At 69.5% G+C, this 18,293-nt stretch carries 20 protein-coding genes; 18 read left to right on the top strand and 2 right to left on the bottom strand.

The genetic code is table 11. From position 1 onward, the window contains the following. The 17 genes from rplP (at position 1) to AAG827_RS09245 (ending at position 9,451) form a co-directional block, all read left to right on the top strand. Positions 1 to 420 (top strand): 50S ribosomal protein L16, encoded by a 420-nt coding sequence (gene rplP / locus AAG827_RS09165; RefSeq protein WP_341925621.1) that lies wholly within the window; start codon positions 1 to 3, stop codon positions 418 to 420. Continuing rightward, complete coding sequence (gene rpmC, locus AAG827_RS09170) at positions 420 to 665, top strand: 50S ribosomal protein L29 (RefSeq protein WP_341925622.1); 246 nt, start codon at positions 420 to 422, stop codon at positions 663 to 665. Before rplP ends, rpmC begins: the two co-directional genes overlap by 1 nt. After that, on the top strand, positions 662 to 949 hold the full coding sequence (gene rpsQ / locus AAG827_RS09175; protein ID WP_341925623.1) for a 30S ribosomal protein S17: 288 nt from the start codon (positions 662 to 664) through the stop codon (positions 947 to 949). The genes rpmC and rpsQ overlap by 4 nt, the downstream gene beginning before the upstream one ends. A 90-nt stretch (positions 950 to 1,039) precedes the next feature. Further along, positions 1,040 to 1,408 carry a 50S ribosomal protein L14 gene (gene rplN / locus AAG827_RS09180; RefSeq protein WP_091109706.1) on the top strand — a complete coding sequence of 123 codons (369 nt, stop codon included), beginning with the start codon at positions 1,040 to 1,042 and terminating at the stop codon, positions 1,406 to 1,408. 2 nt (positions 1,409 to 1,410) lie between these two features. Beyond that, the gene (rplX, locus tag AAG827_RS09185) at positions 1,411 to 1,782 is read left to right on the top strand and encodes a 50S ribosomal protein L24 (protein ID WP_341925624.1); all 372 of its coding nucleotides are present in this window, start codon (positions 1,411 to 1,413) and stop codon (positions 1,780 to 1,782) included. Then, the gene (rplE, locus tag AAG827_RS09190; RefSeq protein ID WP_341925625.1) at positions 1,782 to 2,372 is read left to right on the top strand and encodes a 50S ribosomal protein L5; all 591 of its coding nucleotides are present in this window, start codon (positions 1,782 to 1,784) and stop codon (positions 2,370 to 2,372) included. Before rplX ends, rplE begins: the two co-directional genes overlap by 1 nt. A gap of 1 nt (position 2,373) precedes the next feature. After that, on the top strand, positions 2,374 to 2,559 hold the full coding sequence (locus tag AAG827_RS09195) for a type Z 30S ribosomal protein S14 (RefSeq protein WP_011757321.1): 186 nt from the start codon (positions 2,374 to 2,376) through the stop codon (positions 2,557 to 2,559). 73 nt (positions 2,560 to 2,632) lie between these two features. Further along, complete coding sequence (rpsH, locus tag AAG827_RS09200; RefSeq protein ID WP_341925626.1) at positions 2,633 to 3,040, top strand: 30S ribosomal protein S8; 408 nt, start codon at positions 2,633 to 2,635, stop codon at positions 3,038 to 3,040. 28 nt (positions 3,041 to 3,068) lie between these two features. Continuing rightward, positions 3,069 to 3,608: a 50S ribosomal protein L6 gene (rplF, locus tag AAG827_RS09205; RefSeq protein ID WP_309647395.1), complete on the top strand. Its 540-nt coding sequence runs from the start codon at positions 3,069 to 3,071 to the stop codon at positions 3,606 to 3,608. 1 nt (position 3,609) lies between these two features. Next, entirely contained in the window at positions 3,610 to 3,993 is a 384-nt protein-coding gene (rplR, locus tag AAG827_RS09210; protein WP_091109698.1) for a 50S ribosomal protein L18, read from the top strand. Positions 3,994 to 4,027: 34 nt separating this feature from the next. Continuing rightward, the gene (gene rpsE, locus AAG827_RS09215; RefSeq protein WP_091109697.1) at positions 4,028 to 4,660 is read left to right on the top strand and encodes a 30S ribosomal protein S5; all 633 of its coding nucleotides are present in this window, start codon (positions 4,028 to 4,030) and stop codon (positions 4,658 to 4,660) included. Beyond that, complete coding sequence (gene rpmD, locus AAG827_RS09220) at positions 4,660 to 4,851, top strand: 50S ribosomal protein L30 (protein WP_309647394.1); 192 nt, start codon at positions 4,660 to 4,662, stop codon at positions 4,849 to 4,851. The genes rpsE and rpmD overlap by 1 nt, the downstream gene beginning before the upstream one ends. A 4-nt stretch (positions 4,852 to 4,855) precedes the next feature. Beyond that, on the top strand, positions 4,856 to 5,296 hold the full coding sequence (gene rplO / locus AAG827_RS09225; RefSeq protein ID WP_341925627.1) for a 50S ribosomal protein L15: 441 nt from the start codon (positions 4,856 to 4,858) through the stop codon (positions 5,294 to 5,296). Positions 5,297 to 5,474: 178 nt separating this feature from the next. Beyond that, positions 5,475 to 6,773: a preprotein translocase subunit SecY gene (secY, locus tag AAG827_RS09230; protein WP_341925628.1), complete on the top strand. Its 1,299-nt coding sequence runs from the start codon at positions 5,475 to 5,477 to the stop codon at positions 6,771 to 6,773. Positions 6,774 to 6,860: 87 nt separating this feature from the next. Next, positions 6,861 to 7,436, top strand: a complete 576-nt coding sequence (locus AAG827_RS09235) for an adenylate kinase (protein WP_341925631.1) — start codon at positions 6,861 to 6,863, stop codon at positions 7,434 to 7,436. A gap of 22 nt (positions 7,437 to 7,458) precedes the next feature. Then, positions 7,459 to 8,277 (top strand): type I methionyl aminopeptidase, encoded by an 819-nt coding sequence (gene map / locus AAG827_RS09240; RefSeq protein WP_341925632.1) that lies wholly within the window; start codon positions 7,459 to 7,461, stop codon positions 8,275 to 8,277. Between the two features lie 187 nt (positions 8,278 to 8,464). After that, complete coding sequence (locus AAG827_RS09245) at positions 8,465 to 9,451, top strand: TerC family protein (protein ID WP_341925633.1); 987 nt, start codon at positions 8,465 to 8,467, stop codon at positions 9,449 to 9,451. Positions 9,452 to 9,480: 29 nt separating this feature from the next. On the opposite strand, the gene AAG827_RS09250 is transcribed toward AAG827_RS09245, so the two are convergent. Continuing rightward, entirely contained in the window at positions 9,481 to 10,878 is a 1,398-nt protein-coding gene (locus AAG827_RS09250) for a protein kinase (RefSeq protein WP_341925634.1), read from the bottom strand. Continuing rightward, entirely contained in the window at positions 10,875 to 11,951 is a 1,077-nt protein-coding gene (locus AAG827_RS09255; protein WP_341925635.1) for a hypothetical protein, read from the bottom strand. Before AAG827_RS09255 ends, AAG827_RS09250 begins: the two co-directional genes overlap by 4 nt. A gap of 159 nt (positions 11,952 to 12,110) precedes the next feature. Between AAG827_RS09255 and AAG827_RS09260 the strand changes: the two genes are divergently transcribed. Next, positions 12,111 to 18,290: an Ig-like domain-containing protein gene (locus tag AAG827_RS09260; protein WP_341925636.1), complete on the top strand. Its 6,180-nt coding sequence runs from the start codon at positions 12,111 to 12,113 to the stop codon at positions 18,288 to 18,290. Positions 18,291 to 18,293: the final 3 nt, after the last annotated feature.

An 18,293-nucleotide genomic window follows, 5' to 3' on the forward strand; every position in this document is an offset into this window, starting at 1 on the left:
ATGTTGATGCCCCGTCGCGTCAAGCACCGCAAGCAGCACCACCCCAACCGCCGGGGAATGGCGAAGGGTGGCACCACGCTCGCGTTCGGTGACTTCGGGATCCAGGCGATCGAGGGTCACTACGTGACCAACCGACAGATCGAGTCGGCTCGTATCGCCATGACCCGTCACATCAAGCGTGGCGGAAAGGTGTGGATCAACATCTACCCCGACCGCCCGCTGACCAAGAAGCCTGCCGAGACCCGCATGGGTTCCGGTAAGGGTTCCCCGGAGTGGTGGATCGCCAACGTGAAGCCCGGCCGTGTCATGTTCGAACTTTCCGGCGTCGACGAAGAGACTGCCCGCGAGGCCATGCGCCGCGCGATGCACAAGCTCCCGATGAAGTGCCGGTTCATCTCGCGAGAGGCGGGTGAATTCTGATGGCTCAGGGCATCAAGGCCCACGAGCTCGACGAGCTCAACAGCGTCGACCTCGAGGCGCGGCTTCGGGAGTGCAAGGAGGAGCTGTTCAACCTCCGCTTCCAGGCAGCCACCGGCCAGCTGGAGAGCCACGGTCGGCTCAACACGGTCAAGAAGGACATCGCCCGGATCTACACCGTGGTGCGTGAGCGCGAGCTCGGCATCCGGACGGCTCCCGGGTCCGAGAAGGAAGAGGCGTCCGCATGAGCGAGCAGCCCACCACTGACACCGCGACCAACGAGCGCAACGCCCGCAAGGTCCGCGAGGGCCTGGTCGTCAGCGACAAGATGGACAAGACCGTCGTCGTGACGGTCGAGGACCGTGTCAAGCACGCGCTCTACGGCAAGGTTCTGCGCCGCACGAGCAAGCTCAAGGCGCACGACGAGCAGAACGAGTGCGGCATCGGCGACCGGGTCCTCATCATGGAGACCCGTCCGCTGTCGGCCACCAAGCGCTGGCGCGTCGTACAGATCCTCGAGAAGGCCAAGTAATCCCGGGCCCAGCCCGCAACTGACGAAGAAGTTCGGCAAGGCTCGTCGCCCCCAGCCGGCGGCGAGAACCAGCTCGACAAGGAGAAACTGATGATCCAGCAGGAGTCGCGACTCAAGGTCGCCGACAACACCGGTGCGAAGGAGATCCTTTGCATCCGTGTTCTCGGAGGCTCTGGTCGACGCTACGCCGGTATCGGCGACGTCATCGTCGCCACCGTGAAGGACGCGATCCCCGGTGGCAACGTGAAGAAGGGTGACGTCGTGAAGGCGGTCATCGTTCGCACCGTCAAGGAGCGTCGCCGCGCGGATGGTTCCTACATCCGCTTCGACGAGAACGCCGCCGTGATCCTGAAGGCCGACGGCGAGCCCCGAGGCACCCGCATCTTCGGCCCTGTCGGCCGCGAGCTGCGCGAGAAGAAGTTCATGAAGATCATCTCGCTGGCGCCGGAGGTGCTCTGACCATGGCGAAGGACAAGCCCACTGTGAACCTGAAGAAGGGCGACACCGTCAAGGTGATCGCTGGCAAGGACAAGGGCGCCGAAGGCAAGATCATCAAGGTGCTCCGCGAGGAGCAGCGGGTGATCGTCGAGGGTGTCAACCGCATCAAGAAGCACACGAAGGTCGTCAACCAGGGCGGCCGCGCAGGCACGACCGGCGGCATCATCACGACCGAGGCCCCGATCCACGTCTCCAACGTGATGCTCGTCGAGGGTGACGGCGTCACCCGCATCGGCTTCCGCCGCGACGAGGTCACGAAGCGTCGTCCCGACGGCTCGACGTACTCCTCGACGCGCAGCGTGCGCATCTCCCGCAAGACCGGCAAGGACATCTGATGACGACTGAGACCCCCGAGGCCACCACGGCTCCGGCCGAGAAGGTCACCCCGCGCCTCAAGACCCGTTACCGCGAGGAGATCCTCCCCGCGCTCAAGACGGAGTTCGAGATCGCCAACGTCATGCAGGTCCCCGGTCTGACGAAGATCGTGGTCAACATGGGTGTCGGCGAGGCTGCTCGTGACTCCAAGCTGATCGAGGGTGCCATCAAGGACCTCACCGCCATCACCGGCCAGAAGCCGTCGGTGACCAAGGCGCGCAAGTCCATCGCCCAGTTCAAGCTGCGCGAGGGCATGCCGATCGGCTGCCACGTCACCCTGCGCGGTGACCGCATGTGGGAGTTCCTGGACCGTCTGCTCTCCGTGTCGCTCCCGCGCATCCGCGACTTCCGCGGCCTGTCGGCGAAGCAGTTCGACGGCAACGGCAACTACACCTTCGGCCTGACCGAGCAGGTCATGTTCCACGAGATCGACCAGGACAAGGTCGACCGCACCCGGGGCATGGACATCACGGTCGTCACCACCGCCACCAACGACGAGGAAGGCCGCGCGCTGCTCAAGCAGCTCGGCTTCCCCTTCAAGGAGAACTGACATGGCAAAGACCGCGCTCAAGGTCAAGGCTGCCCGCAAGCCGAAGTTCGCGGTGCGTGGCTACACCCGCTGCCAGCGCTGCGGCCGTCCCAAGGCCGTCTACCGCAAGTTCGGCCTGTGCCGCATCTGCCTGCGCGAGATGGCACACCGGGGCGAGCTGCCCGGCGTCACCAAGTCCTCCTGGTAACACTCACCACAACCGCTGAAGGTCGCGCCCACGAGATGGACGCGAAACCACAGACAGAAAGGGCCACCCGGCCATGACGATGACTGACCCGATCGCAGACATGCTGACTCGTCTGCGTAACGCCAACCAGGCGTACCACGATGCGGTGACCATGCCGTACAGCAAGCTCAAGCAGGGCGTTGCCGAGATCCTCAAGCAGGAGGGCTACATCACGTCGTTCGACGTGAGGGAGCCCGCCGAGGGGGAGGTCGGCCGCACGCTGACCATCACCCTGAAGTACGGCCGCAACCGCGAGCGTTCGATCGCCGGTGTCCGACGCATCAGCAAGCCCGGTCTCCGGGTCTACGCCAAGCACACGGGTCTCCCGAAGGTGCTCGGCGGCCTGGGCGTCGCGATCATCTCGACGAGCCAGGGCCTGCTGACCGACCGCCAGGCAAACCAGAAGGGCGTGGGTGGGGAAGTCCTCGCCTACGTCTGGTAACCCCGAGACCGAGAAGGAGAACACCAGCATGTCGCGCATTGGCAAGCTCCCCATCCCGGTCCCGTCCGGGGTCGATGTGGCCATCGATGCCGCTCACGTGACCGTCAAGGGCCCCAAGGGCACCCTGTCGCACACCATCGCGGCGCCGATCACCATCGAGCGCAACGACGACGTCCTCGACGTCAAGCGTCCCGACGACGAGCGTCAGAGCCGGGCCCTGCACGGCCTCACCCGCACCCTCATCAGCAACATGGTGGTCGGTGTGACCGAGGGTTACGAGAAGAAGCTCGAGATCGTGGGCGTGGGTTACCGCGTCCTGTCCAAGGGCCCCACCCAGCTGGAGTTCCAGCTCGGTTACTCCCACTCGATCGTGTTCGACGCGCCCGAAGGCATCACGTTCAACGTGGAGAGCCAGACCAAGCTGGGCGTGGCGGGCATCGACAAGCAGCTCGTCGGAGAGGTCGCGGCCAACATCCGCAAGCTCCGCAAGCCCGAGCCCTACAAGGGCAAGGGCGTTCGTTACGCCGGCGAGCAGATCCGCCGCAAGGTCGGAAAGGCCGGTAAGTGACATGGCGATCTCGCTGAAGCAGAACAAGCACACTGCTGCTCGCACCAAGTCGCGTCTGCGTCGCCAGGTTCGTGGCCGCAAGCGCATCTCCGGGACCACCGAGCGTCCGCGCCTGGTCGTCACCCGGTCGACGAAGCACATCACCGTCCAGGTGGTCGACGACCTGGTGGGCAAGACGCTCGCCTACGCCTCGACCATGGAGGGCGACCTGCGCTCCTTCGACGGGGACAAGACCGCCAAGGCCAAGAAGGTGGGCGAGCTCGTTGCCGAGCGCGCCAAGGCTGCCGGTGTCGACGGCGTGGTCTTCGACCGCGCCGGCAACAAGTACCACGGCCGCATCGCGGCCCTAGCTGATGGCGCCCGCGAGGGCGGCCTCACCTTCTGATCGCCAGAGACAAGCAAGAGAAGAGGAAAGACTCATGAGCGGAGCCCAGCGCGGACAGCGCAGTGGCGAGCGCCAGTCGGGGGGCCGTGGTCGCGACGATCGTCGTGGTCAGGCCGCCGACAAGACCGCCTACATCGAGCGCGTCGTTGCGATCAACCGAGTCGCCAAGGTCGTGAAGGGTGGTCGTCGCTTCAGCTTCACCGCCCTCGTGATCGTCGGTGACGGTGAGGGCATGGTCGGCGTCGGTTACGGCAAGGCCAAGGAAGTCCCGGCAGCGATCGCCAAGGGTGTCGAGGAGGCGAAGAAGGCTTTCTTCCGCGTCCCCCGCATCCAGGGCACGATCCCGCACCCGGTCCAGGGCGAGAAGGCGGCTGGCGTCGTCTTCCTGCGTCCCGCGGCCCCCGGTACCGGTGTCATCGCCGGTGGTCCGGTGCGTGCGGTGCTCGAGTGCGCCGGCATCCACGACGTCCTCAGCAAGTCGCTGGGCTCGTCCAACCAGATCAACATCGTCCACGCGACGGTCGAGGCCCTGCGCATGCTCGAGGAGCCCGAGGCAGTTGCTGCCCGTCGTGGCCTCCGGGTCGAGGACGTCGCTCCGGCGGCGCTCCTGCGCGCCAAGGCCCTCGGCATCGCGGAGGCTGCTGACGCGGCGGCGGTGAGGTCCTGATGGCACAGCTGAAGGTCAAGCAGTTGAAGTCCACGATCGGTTGCAAGGCCAACCAGCGCAACACGTTGCGCTCGCTCGGCCTGAAGCGGATCGGCGACGTTGTCGTCAAGGAGGACCGCCCGGAGATCCGGGGCATGGTCCAGACCGTCCGTCACCTGGTGACGGTCGAGCGCATCGACGGAGGGGAGTGAAGCCATGACGCTCAAGCTTCATCACCTGCGCCCGGCTCCCGGGGCCAAGACCGCCAAGACCCGCGTGGGTCGTGGTGAGGGCTCCAAGGGAAAGACTGCCGGTCGCGGCACCAAGGGCACCAAGGCCCGCTACCAGGTTCCGGTCGCCTTCGAGGGTGGCCAGATGCCGATCCACATGCGGCTCCCGAAGCTCAAGGGCTTCCGGAACCCGTTCAAGGTGGAGTTCCAGGTCGTCAACCTCGACCGCATCTCCGAGCTCTTCCCCGAGGGTGGCGCTGTCACCGTCGACGAGCTCGTGGCCCGCGGCGCGGTCCGCAAGGGTCAGCCGGTCAAGGTCCTCGGCCAGGGCGACATCTCGGTCAAGGTCGAGGTGAGCGTCAACGCGTTCTCCGCCTCGGCGAAGGACAAGATCGAGGCCGCCGGCGGTTCCACCACGCTGGTCTGACCAGCACCACGCACGTGCAGGGGCGCTGCTCCACTCCTCCGGGAGTCGGGGCCGCGCCCCTCGTGCGCGGTGTGATCGCCCGAACACTGCCTGTTAGGCTTCCACGGGCCCTTGTCCACGGCTGTGGACTCGCTTGTCCTGACCAGGGCCCGTTACTTGCTTGGAGAAAGAGGATCTCGTGCTCAGCGCGTTCGTGAACGCTTTCCGGACTCCCGACCTGCGGCGCAAGCTGCTGTTCGTCCTGCTGATCATTGTGATCTTCCGGGCGGGGTCCCAGATTCCAGCCCCCGGCGTCAACGTCGCCAACGTCCAGGACTGCCTGGGCAACACGGCGAACAACGAGGGCGTCTACAACCTGATCAACCTGTTCTCCGGCGGTGCGCTGCTCCAGCTCACCATCTTCGCGCTGGGGATCATGCCCTACATCACCGCCAGCATCATCCTGCAGCTGCTCGTCGTGGTCATCCCGCGGCTCGAAGCGCTGAAGAAGGAGGGCCAGGCGGGGCAGACCAAGATCACTCAATACACCCGCTACCTGACGCTCGGCCTCGCGCTGCTCCAGGCGACCGGCATCGTGGCGCTGGCCCGCTCGGGCAACCTGCTCCAGGGCTGCACCGAGCCGCTCCTGCACAGCCAGAGCACCTCGACCTTCCTCGTCATGGTGATGACGATGACCGCCGGCACGGCCGTCATCATGTGGCTCGGCGAGCTCATCACCGACCGTGGCGTCGGCAACGGCATGTCGATCCTGATCTTCACGCAGGTCGTAGCGACGTTCCCCGCCGCTCTGTGGGACGTCCAGAAGTCGCAGGGCTGGTGGATCTTCTCCATCGTCATCGCGGTGGGCCTCGTGGTCGTGGCCGCGGTCATCTTCATCGAGCAGGCCCAGCGCCGGATCCCGGTCCAGTACGCCCGCCGCATGGTCGGTCGCAAGATGTTCGGTGGCAGCTCGACCTACATCCCGTTGAAGGTCAACCAGGCCGGCATCATCCCGGTCATCTTTGCCTCCTCGCTGCTCTACCTCCCCGCCATGGCCGTGCAGTTCAACCAGAACAGCCCCTCGCCGTGGGTGGACTTCATCTCCAAGTACTTCGTCTCGGGCGGCCACCCGATCTACATGGCGACCTTCTTCGCCCTGATCGTGTTCTTCACCTACTTCTACGTGTCGATCACCTTCAACCCCACGGAGGTCGCCGACAACATGAAGAAGTACGGCGGCTTCATCCCGGGGATCCGGGCCGGCAAGCCGACCGAGGACTACCTGTCCTACGTCCTGTCGCGCATCACGCTGCCGGGAGCCCTCTACCTCGGCCTGATCTCGCTGATCCCGCTGATCGCCCTGGTCCTGATCGACGCCAACCAGAACTTCCCGTTCGGTGGCACGTCGATCCTGATCATGGTCGGCGTGGCGCTGGACACCGTGAAGCAGATCGAGAGCCAGCTCCAGCAGCGCAACTATGAGGGCTTCCTGCGCTGACGGCCCCGTGCGTGGGACCCGGCGTCGCGTCGTCGGGGGCCATGCGAGACTGTGCTCACCCGCCACGACAAGGAGACTCGCTCGCACATGCGCCTCATCATGATGGGCCCGCCAGGGGCCGGCAAGGGCACGCAGGCGAAGTACATCGCCGAGCACTTCAAGATCCCTGCCATCTCCACCGGTGACATCTTCCGGGCCAACGTGTCCGAGGGCACGGAGCTCGGCATCGAGGCCAAGCGCTACATGGACGCCGGCGACTACGTCCCCGACGAGGTCACCAACAAGATGGTGCGCAACCGCATCGACGAGAGCGACGCTGTGTCCGGGTTCCTTCTCGACGGCTACCCGCGCACGGTCGCCCAGGTCGAGGAGCTCGACGGGATGATCACGTTCACCGGGCACCAGCTCGACGCCGTCGTGGTGCTCACCGTCGACGAGGACGAGATCGTCGAGCGTCTGCTCCAGCGTGCGCAGACGGAGGGGCGCGCCGACGACACGGAGGACGTCATCCGTCGACGCCAGGAGGTCTACGCCGAGCAGACCGAGCCGCTCATCGAGGTCTACCGCGGTCGCGGGCTCCTGGTCGAGGTCGACGGGATGGGCGAGGTCACCGACGTGACCCAGCGCATCTTCGAAGCCCTCGACGTCGTGGCCCAGAGCTGACCGCGCGGAGCTGACTGCGGCCATGGGCCTCCTCGACCGCGGGATCCAGATCAAGACCCCCGAGCAGATCGCGCTGATGCGGCGCGCCGGACTGCTCGTGGGGGAGACCCTCGAGCTGCTGCGCTCCAGCGTGCGCGCCGGCATGACGACCGGTGAGCTCGACGCCATCGCGGAGGACAACATCCGCTCGGCGGGCGGGGTGCCGTCCTTCAAGGGCTATCACGGCTTCACCGGGACCATCTGTGCCTCGGTCAACGACGAGGTCGTGCACGGCATGCCCGGCAGTCGCGTGCTCGCCGACGGCGACGTGGTCTCGATCGACTGCGGCGCGATCGTCGACGGATGGCACGGCGACGCCGCGATCACGGTCGCCCTCGGTGAGGTCGCACCCGAGGTCACCCACCTGATGACGGTGACGGAGGAGGCCATGTGGCGCGGCATCGCTGCCGCTCGCCTGGGAGGTCGTGTCACCGACATCTCCTTCGCCGTGGAGCAGCACGTGCGAGCAAGGGGGAGCTTCGGCATCCTCGAGGACTACACCGGGCACGGCATCGGCACCGAGATGCACCAGCCGCCCAACGTGCCCAACTACGGCCGGGCGGGCCGCGGACCCAAGCTCGTCGAGGGCCTGGCCCTGGCGGTGGAGCCGATGATCACGCTGGGCAGCAAGGAGACGGTCGTCCTCGAGGACGACTGGACGGTCGTCACCGACGACGGCTCCTGGGCGGCGCACTTCGAGCACACGTTCACGCTCACCCCGCAGGGGGCGTGGGTGCTCACCGCGCTCGACGGGGGAGAGGCCGAGCTGCACGCGCTGGGCGTCCCGTTCGGCGGACGCTGACCCGTCGCGATTCCGCACCCCTCTCGGGTGCGTGGAAGGATGACCCTCGCAGGAGGGGAGTATTCCTTTCGCTGCGGTCTCGTCAGCACGATCGTCGCCCTGCGCCGGTCCGGGGCCGCGGGTCGTCCCAGGGCGGCGGAAGAGACCTCAGGCGCCCTGACGTCCCCTCATCTCACTGGAGTCCCCTGTGGAAGTTTCAACCCTCGAATGGGCCATCACGATCGGTGTCACGGTCGCCGTGCTGCTCTTCGACGTGGTGGTCATCGCGCGTGACCCGCACGAGCCGACCATGCGCGAGTGCGCCATCGCGCTGTCGGTCTACATCGCCGCCGCGGTCGCGTTCGGCGTGTGGGTGCTGCTCTTCCACGGTCACGACTACGGCATCGAGTTCTTCGCCGGCTGGTTGACCGAGTACAGCCTCTCGATCGACAACCTCTTCGTCTTCATCATCTTGATGGCGGCGCTCAAGGTGCCCCGGCAGTACCAGCAGGAAGCGCTGATGGTCGGCATCATCCTGGCCCTCATCTTCCGCGCGATCTTCATCGCGCTGGGCTACCAGCTGATCGAGAACTTCTCCTTCGTCTTCTACATCTTCGGCGCGTTCCTGGTCTACACGGCCTACAGCCTCGTGAAGAGCTATCGCTCCCACGACGAGGAGCACCCGGAGGACAACAAGGTCGTGAAGTTCGCGCAGACCCACATGAACGTCGGTGACGAGTTCCGCGGCCTCAAGCTCTGGTACAAGGAGAACGGCGTCCGCGTCGTGTCGCCCATGCTGATCGTGGTCATCGCGCTCGGCACCACCGACATCCTCTTCGCGCTCGACTCGATCCCCGCGATCTTCGGCATCACCCAGGAGCCCTACCTGGTGTTCACGGCCAACGTGTTCGCCCTGATGGGTCTGCGTCAGCTCTACTTCCTCCTCGGTGGCCTGCTCAAGCGTCTGGTCTACCTCTCGCTCGGCCTCTCGTTCATCCTCGCCTTCATCGGCGTCAAGCTCGTCCTGCACGCGCTCCACGAGAACGAGTTGCCCTTCATCAACGGCGGCGAGCACGTCAAGGTCCCCGAGATCAGCTCCCTGGTGAGCCTGGGCGTCATCATCGTGACGCTGGTCCTCACCGCGGTGCTGAGCCTGCGCAAGGACAAGCGCGACCAGGAGAAGGTCGCAGCCTGACCCCAGTGCCTGCCGTGCCGGGGGCTGCGTCAGTCGACGCAGTCCTCGGCCCACGGCGACGCATAGCTGCCCCGGATCAAGCGCACCTGCAGGCACGTGCGGTCCGGTGAGGCGACCTCCAGCGTCGTCTCCGTCGTACGACGACCCTCGCCGGTGTCGGTGCGCTTCCACTCCCAGCTGTCGCCGGTCTGTCCGGCGTCGGGCGAGCGCCAGGTGAACGTGACCTGCTCCCCGGCGCGGGTGCCCGTGACCGTCGGTGCCCGCGTGGGGGCTTCCGGGGCGACGTCGAGGGGTGTCGAGGACACCGACGGCCTGGTGGTCGGAGCCTCGGCGTCGTCGCCGCCGGCGAGGTTGACGGCGAGCAGGACGCCGACGACCGCGAGCACGGCCGTGCCGGTGACGGCCCACACCACGGTCGACCGGCGCGTGGGCTCGGTCGCGGCCGGTCCGGACTCGATGCGGGCGGCCCGCGGGCCCGACGACGGGATCACCGTCATCGGCTTCACGTGGGTCGTGTCGGGGTCGTCGCCGAGCGGCGCGACGACGCCGGGCGCCGGGCGGTCGCCCTCGACCGCGATGGCCGTGCGGGCATAGCCGGCCTCCGCCTCGATGCGCTGCAGTGCCCGGGCCAGCTCGAGGGCCGACTGCGGGCGGTGCTCGGGCTGCTTGGCGAGGCACTGCTGGAGCACTCGCTCCAGCGAGGCGGGGACGTCGGGGCGCTGCGTCAGCGGCGGTGGCGCGTGCAGGATGCGGGCGGTCAGGCCCCGCGGCGAGTTGTCGCCGCCGGGGATCGCGAAGGGCGACCGCCCGGTCAGGAGGTTCCAGATCGTGGCGCCGAGGGAGTAGACGTCGGAGGCGACCGAGCCGTTGGAGCGGCCGTCGAGCAGCTCGGGCGGCGACCACGGGTAGGAGATCCGGACCTCGCTCTCACCGGCGATGTCGGTGACGTGGCCGGCGATGCCGAAGTCGCTCAGCGCCGGCTCGGAGTAGGTCGTGACGAGCACGTTGCTGGGCTTGATGTCGCGGTGGATGATGCCCGCGCGGTGGGCGGTCTCGACGGCGCTGGCCAGCTTGACGCCGGTGGCGATCGCGTCGGCGACCTGCATGGGCGCCGTGCGCACCCGCACCCCGAGGTCGGGCGGCGGGCAGTAGCGCATCACGAGGTAGGGCCGTCCTCCCGAGGCCGCATCGGTGACCCCGGCGGTGATCACGCTGACGATGTAGGGGTGGTCCGACAGCTGCGCCATCGCATTCGCCTCGGCGGTGAACAGCGACTTCTCGCGGTCGGTCAGCGGCACGTCGGGTCGCACGACCTTGACCGCCACGCGCTGGCGCGGCCACTCCTGCTCGTAGAGGTAGACGTCGGCGAAGCCGCCCCGACCGAGGTGCTCGAGGTAGGTGTAGCCGGGGATCTGGGGACCGCTCACGCGCTGCCTCCGGGGTCGTCGGTCGTCTCGAGGACGATCTCGTAGCTGTCGGCGAGGTCGAGCACCTGCCCCGGCTCCCACACGTAGGTCTCGTGCGCCCGGATCCGCTCGGGCGCCCGACCGGGCACCCGCAGCGTGGTGCCTCCACGTGACCCCAGGTCGGTCGCGAGCACCAGCCAGCCGTCGAGCTCGAGCTTGAGGTGCGACCTCGAGACGTACGACGAGCCCTGCGGCAGGCGCACCAGGTGCGGCCAGTCGGTGCTCTCCGGGGCGGCGACGGGCTGGCGCCCGAACACCACCCCCCGGTCGAGGGGCACGGTGTCGCCGTCGGGCAGCCGGACCACGCCGAGCTGAGGTCGGGGGAGCCGCTGCGGCTCCTGGGGCGGGACCGGGGCGCCGCACACCCGACAGGCCGGTGTGAAGGCGGCAGTCACGTGGCCGACCGGGCACCGCGCCGCCAGCACCGTCTCGTGGGTGTGCTGCTGCAGGTGCGGCCCGGACGGCTCCGCCTTGGGGGCGGTGGGCGCACGCAGGGGCGGACCCAAGGGAGGTGCGGCCGGGGGCCGCGGCGGGGTGACGAAGGTGGTGTGTCCGTCGTGGTCCGGATCGGGCGCGAGTCGACGCTCCGGCACCGGCCCGGGCGCGCGCCGGACGGTGTGGTCCTCGGGCGGGGCCGTGGTGACGGCCTCGAGCGTCGGCGCGGGGGACGGGGGGAGTGCTCGGCCGGCCAGGATCTCGGGCGGGATGCCGTCGATGAGCCCGGCGGCGGGGGCCGTGGGCGCAGGTGCGCCTCCCGACGCCGTGTGCGGTGCGTCGTCGACGACACGCAGCCGCGCCGTGCCGCGACTGACCGAGCCGGGGTGCTCGGGGCTGGTGTCGAGGACGGCGAAGGAGACGTCGGCACCGAGCAGCTCGACCACCAGGGCGGTCAGGGGCTCGACGGCGGGGCCGGGCGCGGTGAGCGGGCCCCACAGCAGGGTGACCTGCTCGGGCGTGAGCGGCGCGTCGACCAGCAGCCAGCGCTGCGCGGCCGCGAGGAGCACGCCGGTCCCGGGGACGTACCGCACCTCCACCGTGGTCCCCTTCCCGAGACGTGCCGGGTCCACCGGCGCTGACGGCCCCATTGTCGCGACCAGGGAATGGGTTCGGTCAAGCAGGCGCCAAATAGTGCCTCGATGCGGCACCCTTTAGGCTGAACGCTCTTGGGGACTCTTCACGGGGAGAAAACGATCGTGCCGCTCTCGGGGACGATCCGGCGACACCGGATCGCCATCGCATCCAACCTCGCGCTGCTCATGGTGGTCGCCGGGGTGGTGGCGGCTGCCGTGCAGGCCGACGGCTACCGCACGCACGAGGCCCAGCTCAACGACGGCGGCATCTGGGTCACCAACTCCCGCGACGGGTTCTACGGTCGCGTCAACAAGCCGATCGGGCAGATCGACGGGGCGCTCTTCGCCGAGCTCGACGCGCAGCTCGACATCGTCCAGGACGGCGCCTCCGTGGTGGCGGTCAACATCTCCTCGGGCGCCCTCGCGGCGATCGACCCCGCGAGCGTCGAGCACCCCGACGGCGACGGCGCCACGATCCCGGGCGGCGCCCAGGTGCAGCTGGCCGGCGGCACGATCGCGGTCCTCGACCCGGCCACCGGCTCGCTGTGGGCCGAGGTCGCCGACCCCGACCTCGGCGTGCCCGTCGTCGGCAACCTCGACTCCCAGGCACCCCCGCTGGCGACGACCGGCGTCGACGGCGCGCTCGCGGTCACCGAGGACGGCGAGGTCCTCACCGTCTCGGCCGAGGACGACACCCTCACCCGCATCGCCCGGACCGACGCCGGTTTCGGCAAGCCCCGCACCGCCGACCTGTCCGGCGCGGTCGAGGCGTCCGTGAGCATCACCGCCGTGGGCGACACCCCGGTCGTCCTCGACACCGAGTCCGGCTCCCTCACCGTCGTCGGCGGTGCGGGGACCGACGTACCCGTCGGGTCGGTGCTGCAGCAGCCCGGGCCCGACGCGTCCTCGGTGCTGGTGGCGACCTCCGACCGGCTGCTCGCGATCGACCTGGAGTCGGGCGAGGAGACGACCCTCGCCGACGGCGTCGGTGGCCGGCCGGCCGCTCCGGTGCGACTGGGCGCCTGCCACTACGGCGCCTGGTCCGGCGGGGTGGGTGCGGTCGCGACCGTCTGCGGTGACGACGAGCCGGTCGTCAACCCGCTCGGCACCGACTCCAGCGACCTGGTCTTCCGCGTCAACCGCGGCGAGATCCTGCTCAACGACCGCTCCTCCGGTGCGGTGTGGAACATCGACTCCGACGAGCCGACCCGCCTCGACAACTGGGACGCCTTCAAGAACAAGGTGAAGGACGACGACGAGAACGAGGAGAACGAGGAGGAGGCCGAGGGGGACCGGCGCCCGCCCGAGGCCAAGCCCGATGACCTCGGCGCCCGGCTGGGGCGCACGACCGTCCTCCACCCGCTCGACAACGACACCGCCCCCGAGGGGCGTCTGCTCTCCATCCGGTCCGTGCAGGACATCAGTGGCTCCGACGCGGACGTGACGATCAGCCCCGACGGCCAGACCGTGCAGATCACCCTGCCGGACAAGGCCGGCGTGACGACGTTCGAGTACTACGTCGACGACGGCCGCCAGGACGTCGCGGCGCACGCGACGGTCACCGTGCGACCGCGAGGACCGCAGGTCGACGGCGCGCCGCAGCTGCGCGAGGGCTTCGAGCCGCGGGTGTGGAACGTGCCGGCCGGCGGCACGCTCGACGTGCCTGTCCTGCCCGACTGGCGCGACAAGGACGACGGCGACCCCCTGTCGGTCTCGTCCGCCGAGGCCAAGGGCGGGGAGCGCAGCGGCGCCACCGCCCGGGTCACCTCCGGGGGCCGGATCCGCTTCACCGCCCCGGTGAAGGCGGGGGTGGTGAGCGTCGTCTACGAGGTCACCGACGACATCGGCGACCCCGTCCCCGACGAGCTGAAGTTCCAGGTCCAGGGCATCAAGGACCGTCAGGCCTACCCCGCGACCGCCGAGCCCGACGTGATCGCCGGGGAGGCCGGGAAGCCGATCACCATCCGCCCGCTCGGCAACGACCTCCCGGGCTCCGACCCGGTGACGCCCGACGCGGTGCTCGAGCTCGCCGGCAAGGTGGCCGCGACCAGCGGCGCCGACGTCCGCACCGACCTGGTCGGCGGCACCATCACCTTCCGCTCCGCGCAGCCCAAGACCTACTTCCTCGACTACGACGCCAAGTACGGCAACGCCCCCTTCGCCCGCGGTCGCATCCGCGTCGACGTGCGGGCCAGCGAGAAGCCGCCCCAGGCGCCGGTGGCGATGCCCGACAGCATCACCGTCTACGGCCAGGCGGCGACCCTGGTCGACGTGCTCGCCAACGACGTCGACCCGACCGGTGGGCTCCTCGTCGTCCAGTCCGGCGAGGCCGAGACCGACAACCAGCTCGACGTCGCCGTGGTCGAGGGGCGGTGGCTGCGGCTCTCCGCTCGTCAGGGCACGCTGGCCCCCCGCACCCAGCTGGTCCGCTACCGCATCAGCAACGGCACCCGCTCAGGCATCGAGGGCGAGGTCGTCGTGACCCAGCGACCCGCTCCCGAGGACAACTCCCCGGTGACCGAGGTCGACCGGGTGGTCGTGCGCGAGGGCGCGGGCGCGTCGATCCCCGTCCTCGACAACGACTTCAGCCCCTCCGGCGACGAGCTCGGCCTGGTCGGTGACGTCGCCGGCGAGACCGCGGGCTCGCTCACGGTGCTGCCTCCGGGTGACGACGACGTGCCGACGGGCTCGGCGTACGTCGCCGGGCGCTTCGTGCGCTACGTCGCACCGCGCGGGATCGACGACGCGCAGACCTTCACGGTGCGCTACCTCGCGACCAACACCGCGGGGGAGACCTCGCCGGGCAAGGCCGAGATCACCGTGGTGCCCGCGAGCCGCGCCAACCAGCCTCCCGAGCCGCCCGCGCTCGAGGGACGGGCCGTGTCGGGCGACGCGATCACGCTGAAGGTCCCCGGCGCGGGCGTCGACCCCGACGGCGACCCCGTCACCCTGACCGGGATCTCCAGCGCGCCGGCGCTGGGCCGGCTGGTGTCCTACGGCGCCAACTCGCTGCGTTACCAGGCCTTCCCCGGCAGCGTGGGCACCGACGAGTTCACCTACACCGTCACCGACCCCCAGGGCGCCCAGGCGACCGGCACCGCCCGCATCGCGGTCGTGCAGCCGGCCACCCCGCAGCCCCCGCTGGCGGTCGCGGACGCCATCACCGTCGAGCCCGGCCGCGTCGCCACCGTCGACGTGCTCGCCAACGACCTCGTCGCCGACGGTGACCGCGTCACCGTCGAGCTGCTCGACGCCCCCGACGGGGTCCAGCTGGAGAGCCCCCAGGGTCCGGTCGTGGTCGAGTCGCCCACCGACGGCTCCGGTCGCAACGTCGAGGTCGTCTACCGGCTCAGCAACGGCATCGCCGCCTCGCAGGGCACCGTCACGCTGCGCACCAGCGACCCCTACAACAACCCGCCCGTCGTCTTCGACGCGTTCGGCGGCGACGGCGACAGCGGGGGTGCCGGCGACAGCGTGACCGTCGACGTGCTCGAGACCGCCTACGACCCCGACGGACCCGCCTCGGCCCTGCGCGTCACCGAGGTCGTCGCGCCCTCGGGGATCGAGGCGTCGGCCGACGGCGGCACGATCACCGTCGACCGCGCCGAGCAGCCGATCGTCGTGCCCTTCCGCGTCCGTGACTCCGACGGCGGGGTGGCCACCGGCTCCCTCTTCGTCCCCGCGCTGCGTGCCGCGGCGCCCTACGTCGAGGCCGGTGCCCTGATCGAGCTGGCCTCGGGCGACACCGAGTCCTTCGACCCCAACGACTACGTCGTCAACCCCGCCGGCGGCCCGGTGCAGCTGACCCTCAAGAACCGCATCTGGTCCTCGCCCAGCGCCAACCTGCTCCCCGGCATCACCGGCGACCGTGCCTTCGAGCTCACCGCCGCCGAGTCCTACGTCGGTCCCGGCGCCGTGGTCCTCGAGGTCACCACGGGCACCTCGGTCGACGACCCCGAGGGCATCCGCGCGGTGCTGTCGGTGCCGGTGCAGGTGGGCAGCGAGAGCCCGATCCTGCGCTGCCCCGACGAGCCGGTGCGGATCGCCCAGGGCCAGTCCCTCGACCTCGACATCGCCTCGCTGTGCCACGTCTGGACCCCTGACCCCGACGACGTCGGCGGCCTCGACTTCGATGCCGACTGGGAGACCTCCAGCGACGGGCTGGCGATCATCACCCCGAGCGGCCCGGCCATCGAGGTCGCCGCCGCGGCGACCGCCGACCCCGGCAGCCGCGGCACCCTGCTCGTGACCACGGGCGACAGCGAGCCCGGCCGGCTCCAGCTGCTCGTGGTCAAGTCGCCCCCGCCCTCGCTCTCCCCGATCCGGGTCGACGACATGCGCGCCGGGGAGACCCGCACCATCGACCTCGCGCGCTACCTGCGCGCGGGCGTGAGCAACCCCGACCCCACGGTCGTGGAGGCCACCCAGATCACCGGGCTCGACGTGGACATCACCTCCGAGGGCTCCAGCGTCACGCTGACCACGGGCGAGCGCGTCGACGGGCAGGCTCAGTTCCGCATCATCATGAGCGACGTGTCCGGCGGTGACCCCGGACCGGAGCGACTGGTCGAGGGCCGCATCTCGCTGGCGGTGCTGGACGTGCCCGACACCCCCACGGCGCCGGTGCCCGGGCGCACGGTGCGTGACCAGGAGGTCGCGCTGTCCTGGCGCGCTCCCGACGCCAACGGTGCCCCGGTCGACCGCTACGAGGTCCGCAGCCTCCGCGGCGGTGCCACGCAGCAGTGCGGCGGCACGACCTGCGAGATCCGCGGACTGACCAACGGCACGGCCTACTCCTTCCAGGTGCGCGCGCACAACCGCGTCGGCTGGTCGGAGTGGAGCACCGGGTCGGCGCAGGCGACCCCGGACCGCAAGCCCGGGCTGGTCGGCCCGATCAAGCTCGTGCGAGAGGGTGACCGGGTCCTGGTGATCGCCTGGAGCCCGCCGACGACCCAGACCTCCGACATCCGGCGCTACCTGGTGTCCTGGCCGGGCGGGTCCAAGAGCTCGACGCGACCCAACATCACGATCACCGGCCTCGACAACAACAAGGAGTACACGTTCTCCGTGGCCGCGGAGAACGCCCTCGACATCGGCCCGGCCCGACGCTCGGCCGCCTACCAGTCGATCGGCACGCCGGGCACGCCCGCGGCACCCGCGATCACCGACCAGCGCACGCCCGGCGACAGCGGAGCGGTGACGCTCACCTGGCCGGACGTCGACCCCAACGGTCCCGACCCCGTGCGCTACACCGTCCTGCGCGACGGCAAGGCCTTGCCCAACTGCGCCGACATCGTGGCGACGCGCTGCGACAACGCCGGCATGGCCTACGACGGCCGGACCTACCAGTACTCCGTGCGCGCGACCAACAAGAACGGCAAGGGCCTCACCGCCACCGGTCCGTCAGCGCCGTGGAGCGCCGTGGGTCAGCCGGCCGCGTGGGGTGACTTCACGGTGCGACCGACCGGTCGCGACAACAGCGGCCAGGCGCAGTTCACCGTGCCGGCGTCGCGCGGCGCCCAGTCCAACGTGACGATCTACTCCGACGGCGCGGCGATCAGCCAGTTCAGCGGCACCGGCCCCCAGGACGTCGCGATCCAGGTCGGGTCCAACGACAAGCCCTACACGATCGAGCTCGAGGTCTGCAACGAGTCGGGCGCGTGCGAGCGCTCGACCGGCAAGCCGCTGCAGGCCTACGGTCCGCTGAGCCGCGAGGACATCCTCAAGATGGAGCCGATCGTCAAGGGCAAGACGGTCTCGTGGGAGATCACCGTCGACGCCGACGGCGACCCCGCCACGATGACCGTCGACAGCGACAAGCGCGGCAAGGAGACGTTCACCCTCAGCGGTGTCGACGTCCACACCTTCCGCACCAGCTCGGTCGACATCGGCTTCAAGAGCAACGAGCAGCTCATCGTCACGCTCTTCGACACCAGCCCCAAGCGTGGACCGGGGGAGCGGCAGGCGCGGAGCCCCACGACCGACGACGCGCCGAGGCCGACCATCACGATCACCCGCGGCGACCGGTGCCACGACGGCACGGACGACCCGTCGTGCAACACCACCGGCACGGGGACCGACTGCCTGCACCCCTCCTGCGGGAGGATCCTGTTCACCAGCGAGAACTGGGCCTACAACCCGATGAACTGCGTCTTCCACGACGACTTCGGCAGCTACGCGACGCGCCCCATCGCCACCAACCGCACCGTCCAGCCCGGCCCCTACTACGGCTACCCCGACCGCACGGTCTGGGTCGTCTGCGACGGCGTCGAGTCCAACCGCTATCCCTGGCCCAACTCCTGAGGA

It is taken from the genome of Nocardioides psychrotolerans (assembly GCF_943371775.1).
Lineage (GTDB): Bacteria > Actinomycetota > Actinomycetes > Propionibacteriales > Nocardioidaceae > Nocardioides > Nocardioides psychrotolerans_A.

What these genes read in the sequence shown, in the direction of transcription:
- rpmD (WP_309647394.1), top strand. Translation starts at nt 4,660, where the DNA reads ATGGCACAGCTGAAGGTCAAGCAGTTGAAGTCCACGATCGGTTGCAAG.
- rpmC (WP_341925622.1), top strand. Translation starts at nt 420, where the DNA reads ATGGCTCAGGGCATCAAGGCCCACGAGCTCGACGAGCTCAACAGCGTC.
- AAG827_RS09235 (WP_341925631.1), top strand. Translation starts at nt 6,861, where the DNA reads ATGCGCCTCATCATGATGGGCCCGCCAGGGGCCGGCAAGGGCACGCAG.
- rplE (WP_341925625.1), top strand. Translation starts at nt 1,782, where the DNA reads ATGACGACTGAGACCCCCGAGGCCACCACGGCTCCGGCCGAGAAGGTC.
- map (WP_341925632.1), top strand. Translation starts at nt 7,459, where the DNA reads ATGGGCCTCCTCGACCGCGGGATCCAGATCAAGACCCCCGAGCAGATC.
- rplN (WP_091109706.1), top strand. Translation starts at nt 1,040, where the DNA reads ATGATCCAGCAGGAGTCGCGACTCAAGGTCGCCGACAACACCGGTGCG.
- rplO (WP_341925627.1), top strand. Translation starts at nt 4,856, where the DNA reads ATGACGCTCAAGCTTCATCACCTGCGCCCGGCTCCCGGGGCCAAGACC.
- AAG827_RS09195 (WP_011757321.1), top strand. Translation starts at nt 2,374, where the DNA reads ATGGCAAAGACCGCGCTCAAGGTCAAGGCTGCCCGCAAGCCGAAGTTC.
- rplP (WP_341925621.1), top strand. Translation starts at nt 1, where the DNA reads ATGTTGATGCCCCGTCGCGTCAAGCACCGCAAGCAGCACCACCCCAAC.
- rpsE (WP_091109697.1), top strand. Translation starts at nt 4,028, where the DNA reads ATGAGCGGAGCCCAGCGCGGACAGCGCAGTGGCGAGCGCCAGTCGGGG.
- rpsQ (WP_341925623.1), top strand. Translation starts at nt 662, where the DNA reads ATGAGCGAGCAGCCCACCACTGACACCGCGACCAACGAGCGCAACGCC.
- rplF (WP_309647395.1), top strand. Translation starts at nt 3,069, where the DNA reads ATGTCGCGCATTGGCAAGCTCCCCATCCCGGTCCCGTCCGGGGTCGAT.
- rplX (WP_341925624.1), top strand. Translation starts at nt 1,411, where the DNA reads ATGGCGAAGGACAAGCCCACTGTGAACCTGAAGAAGGGCGACACCGTC.
- rpsH (WP_341925626.1), top strand. Translation starts at nt 2,633, where the DNA reads ATGACGATGACTGACCCGATCGCAGACATGCTGACTCGTCTGCGTAAC.
- rplR (WP_091109698.1), top strand. Translation starts at nt 3,610, where the DNA reads ATGGCGATCTCGCTGAAGCAGAACAAGCACACTGCTGCTCGCACCAAG.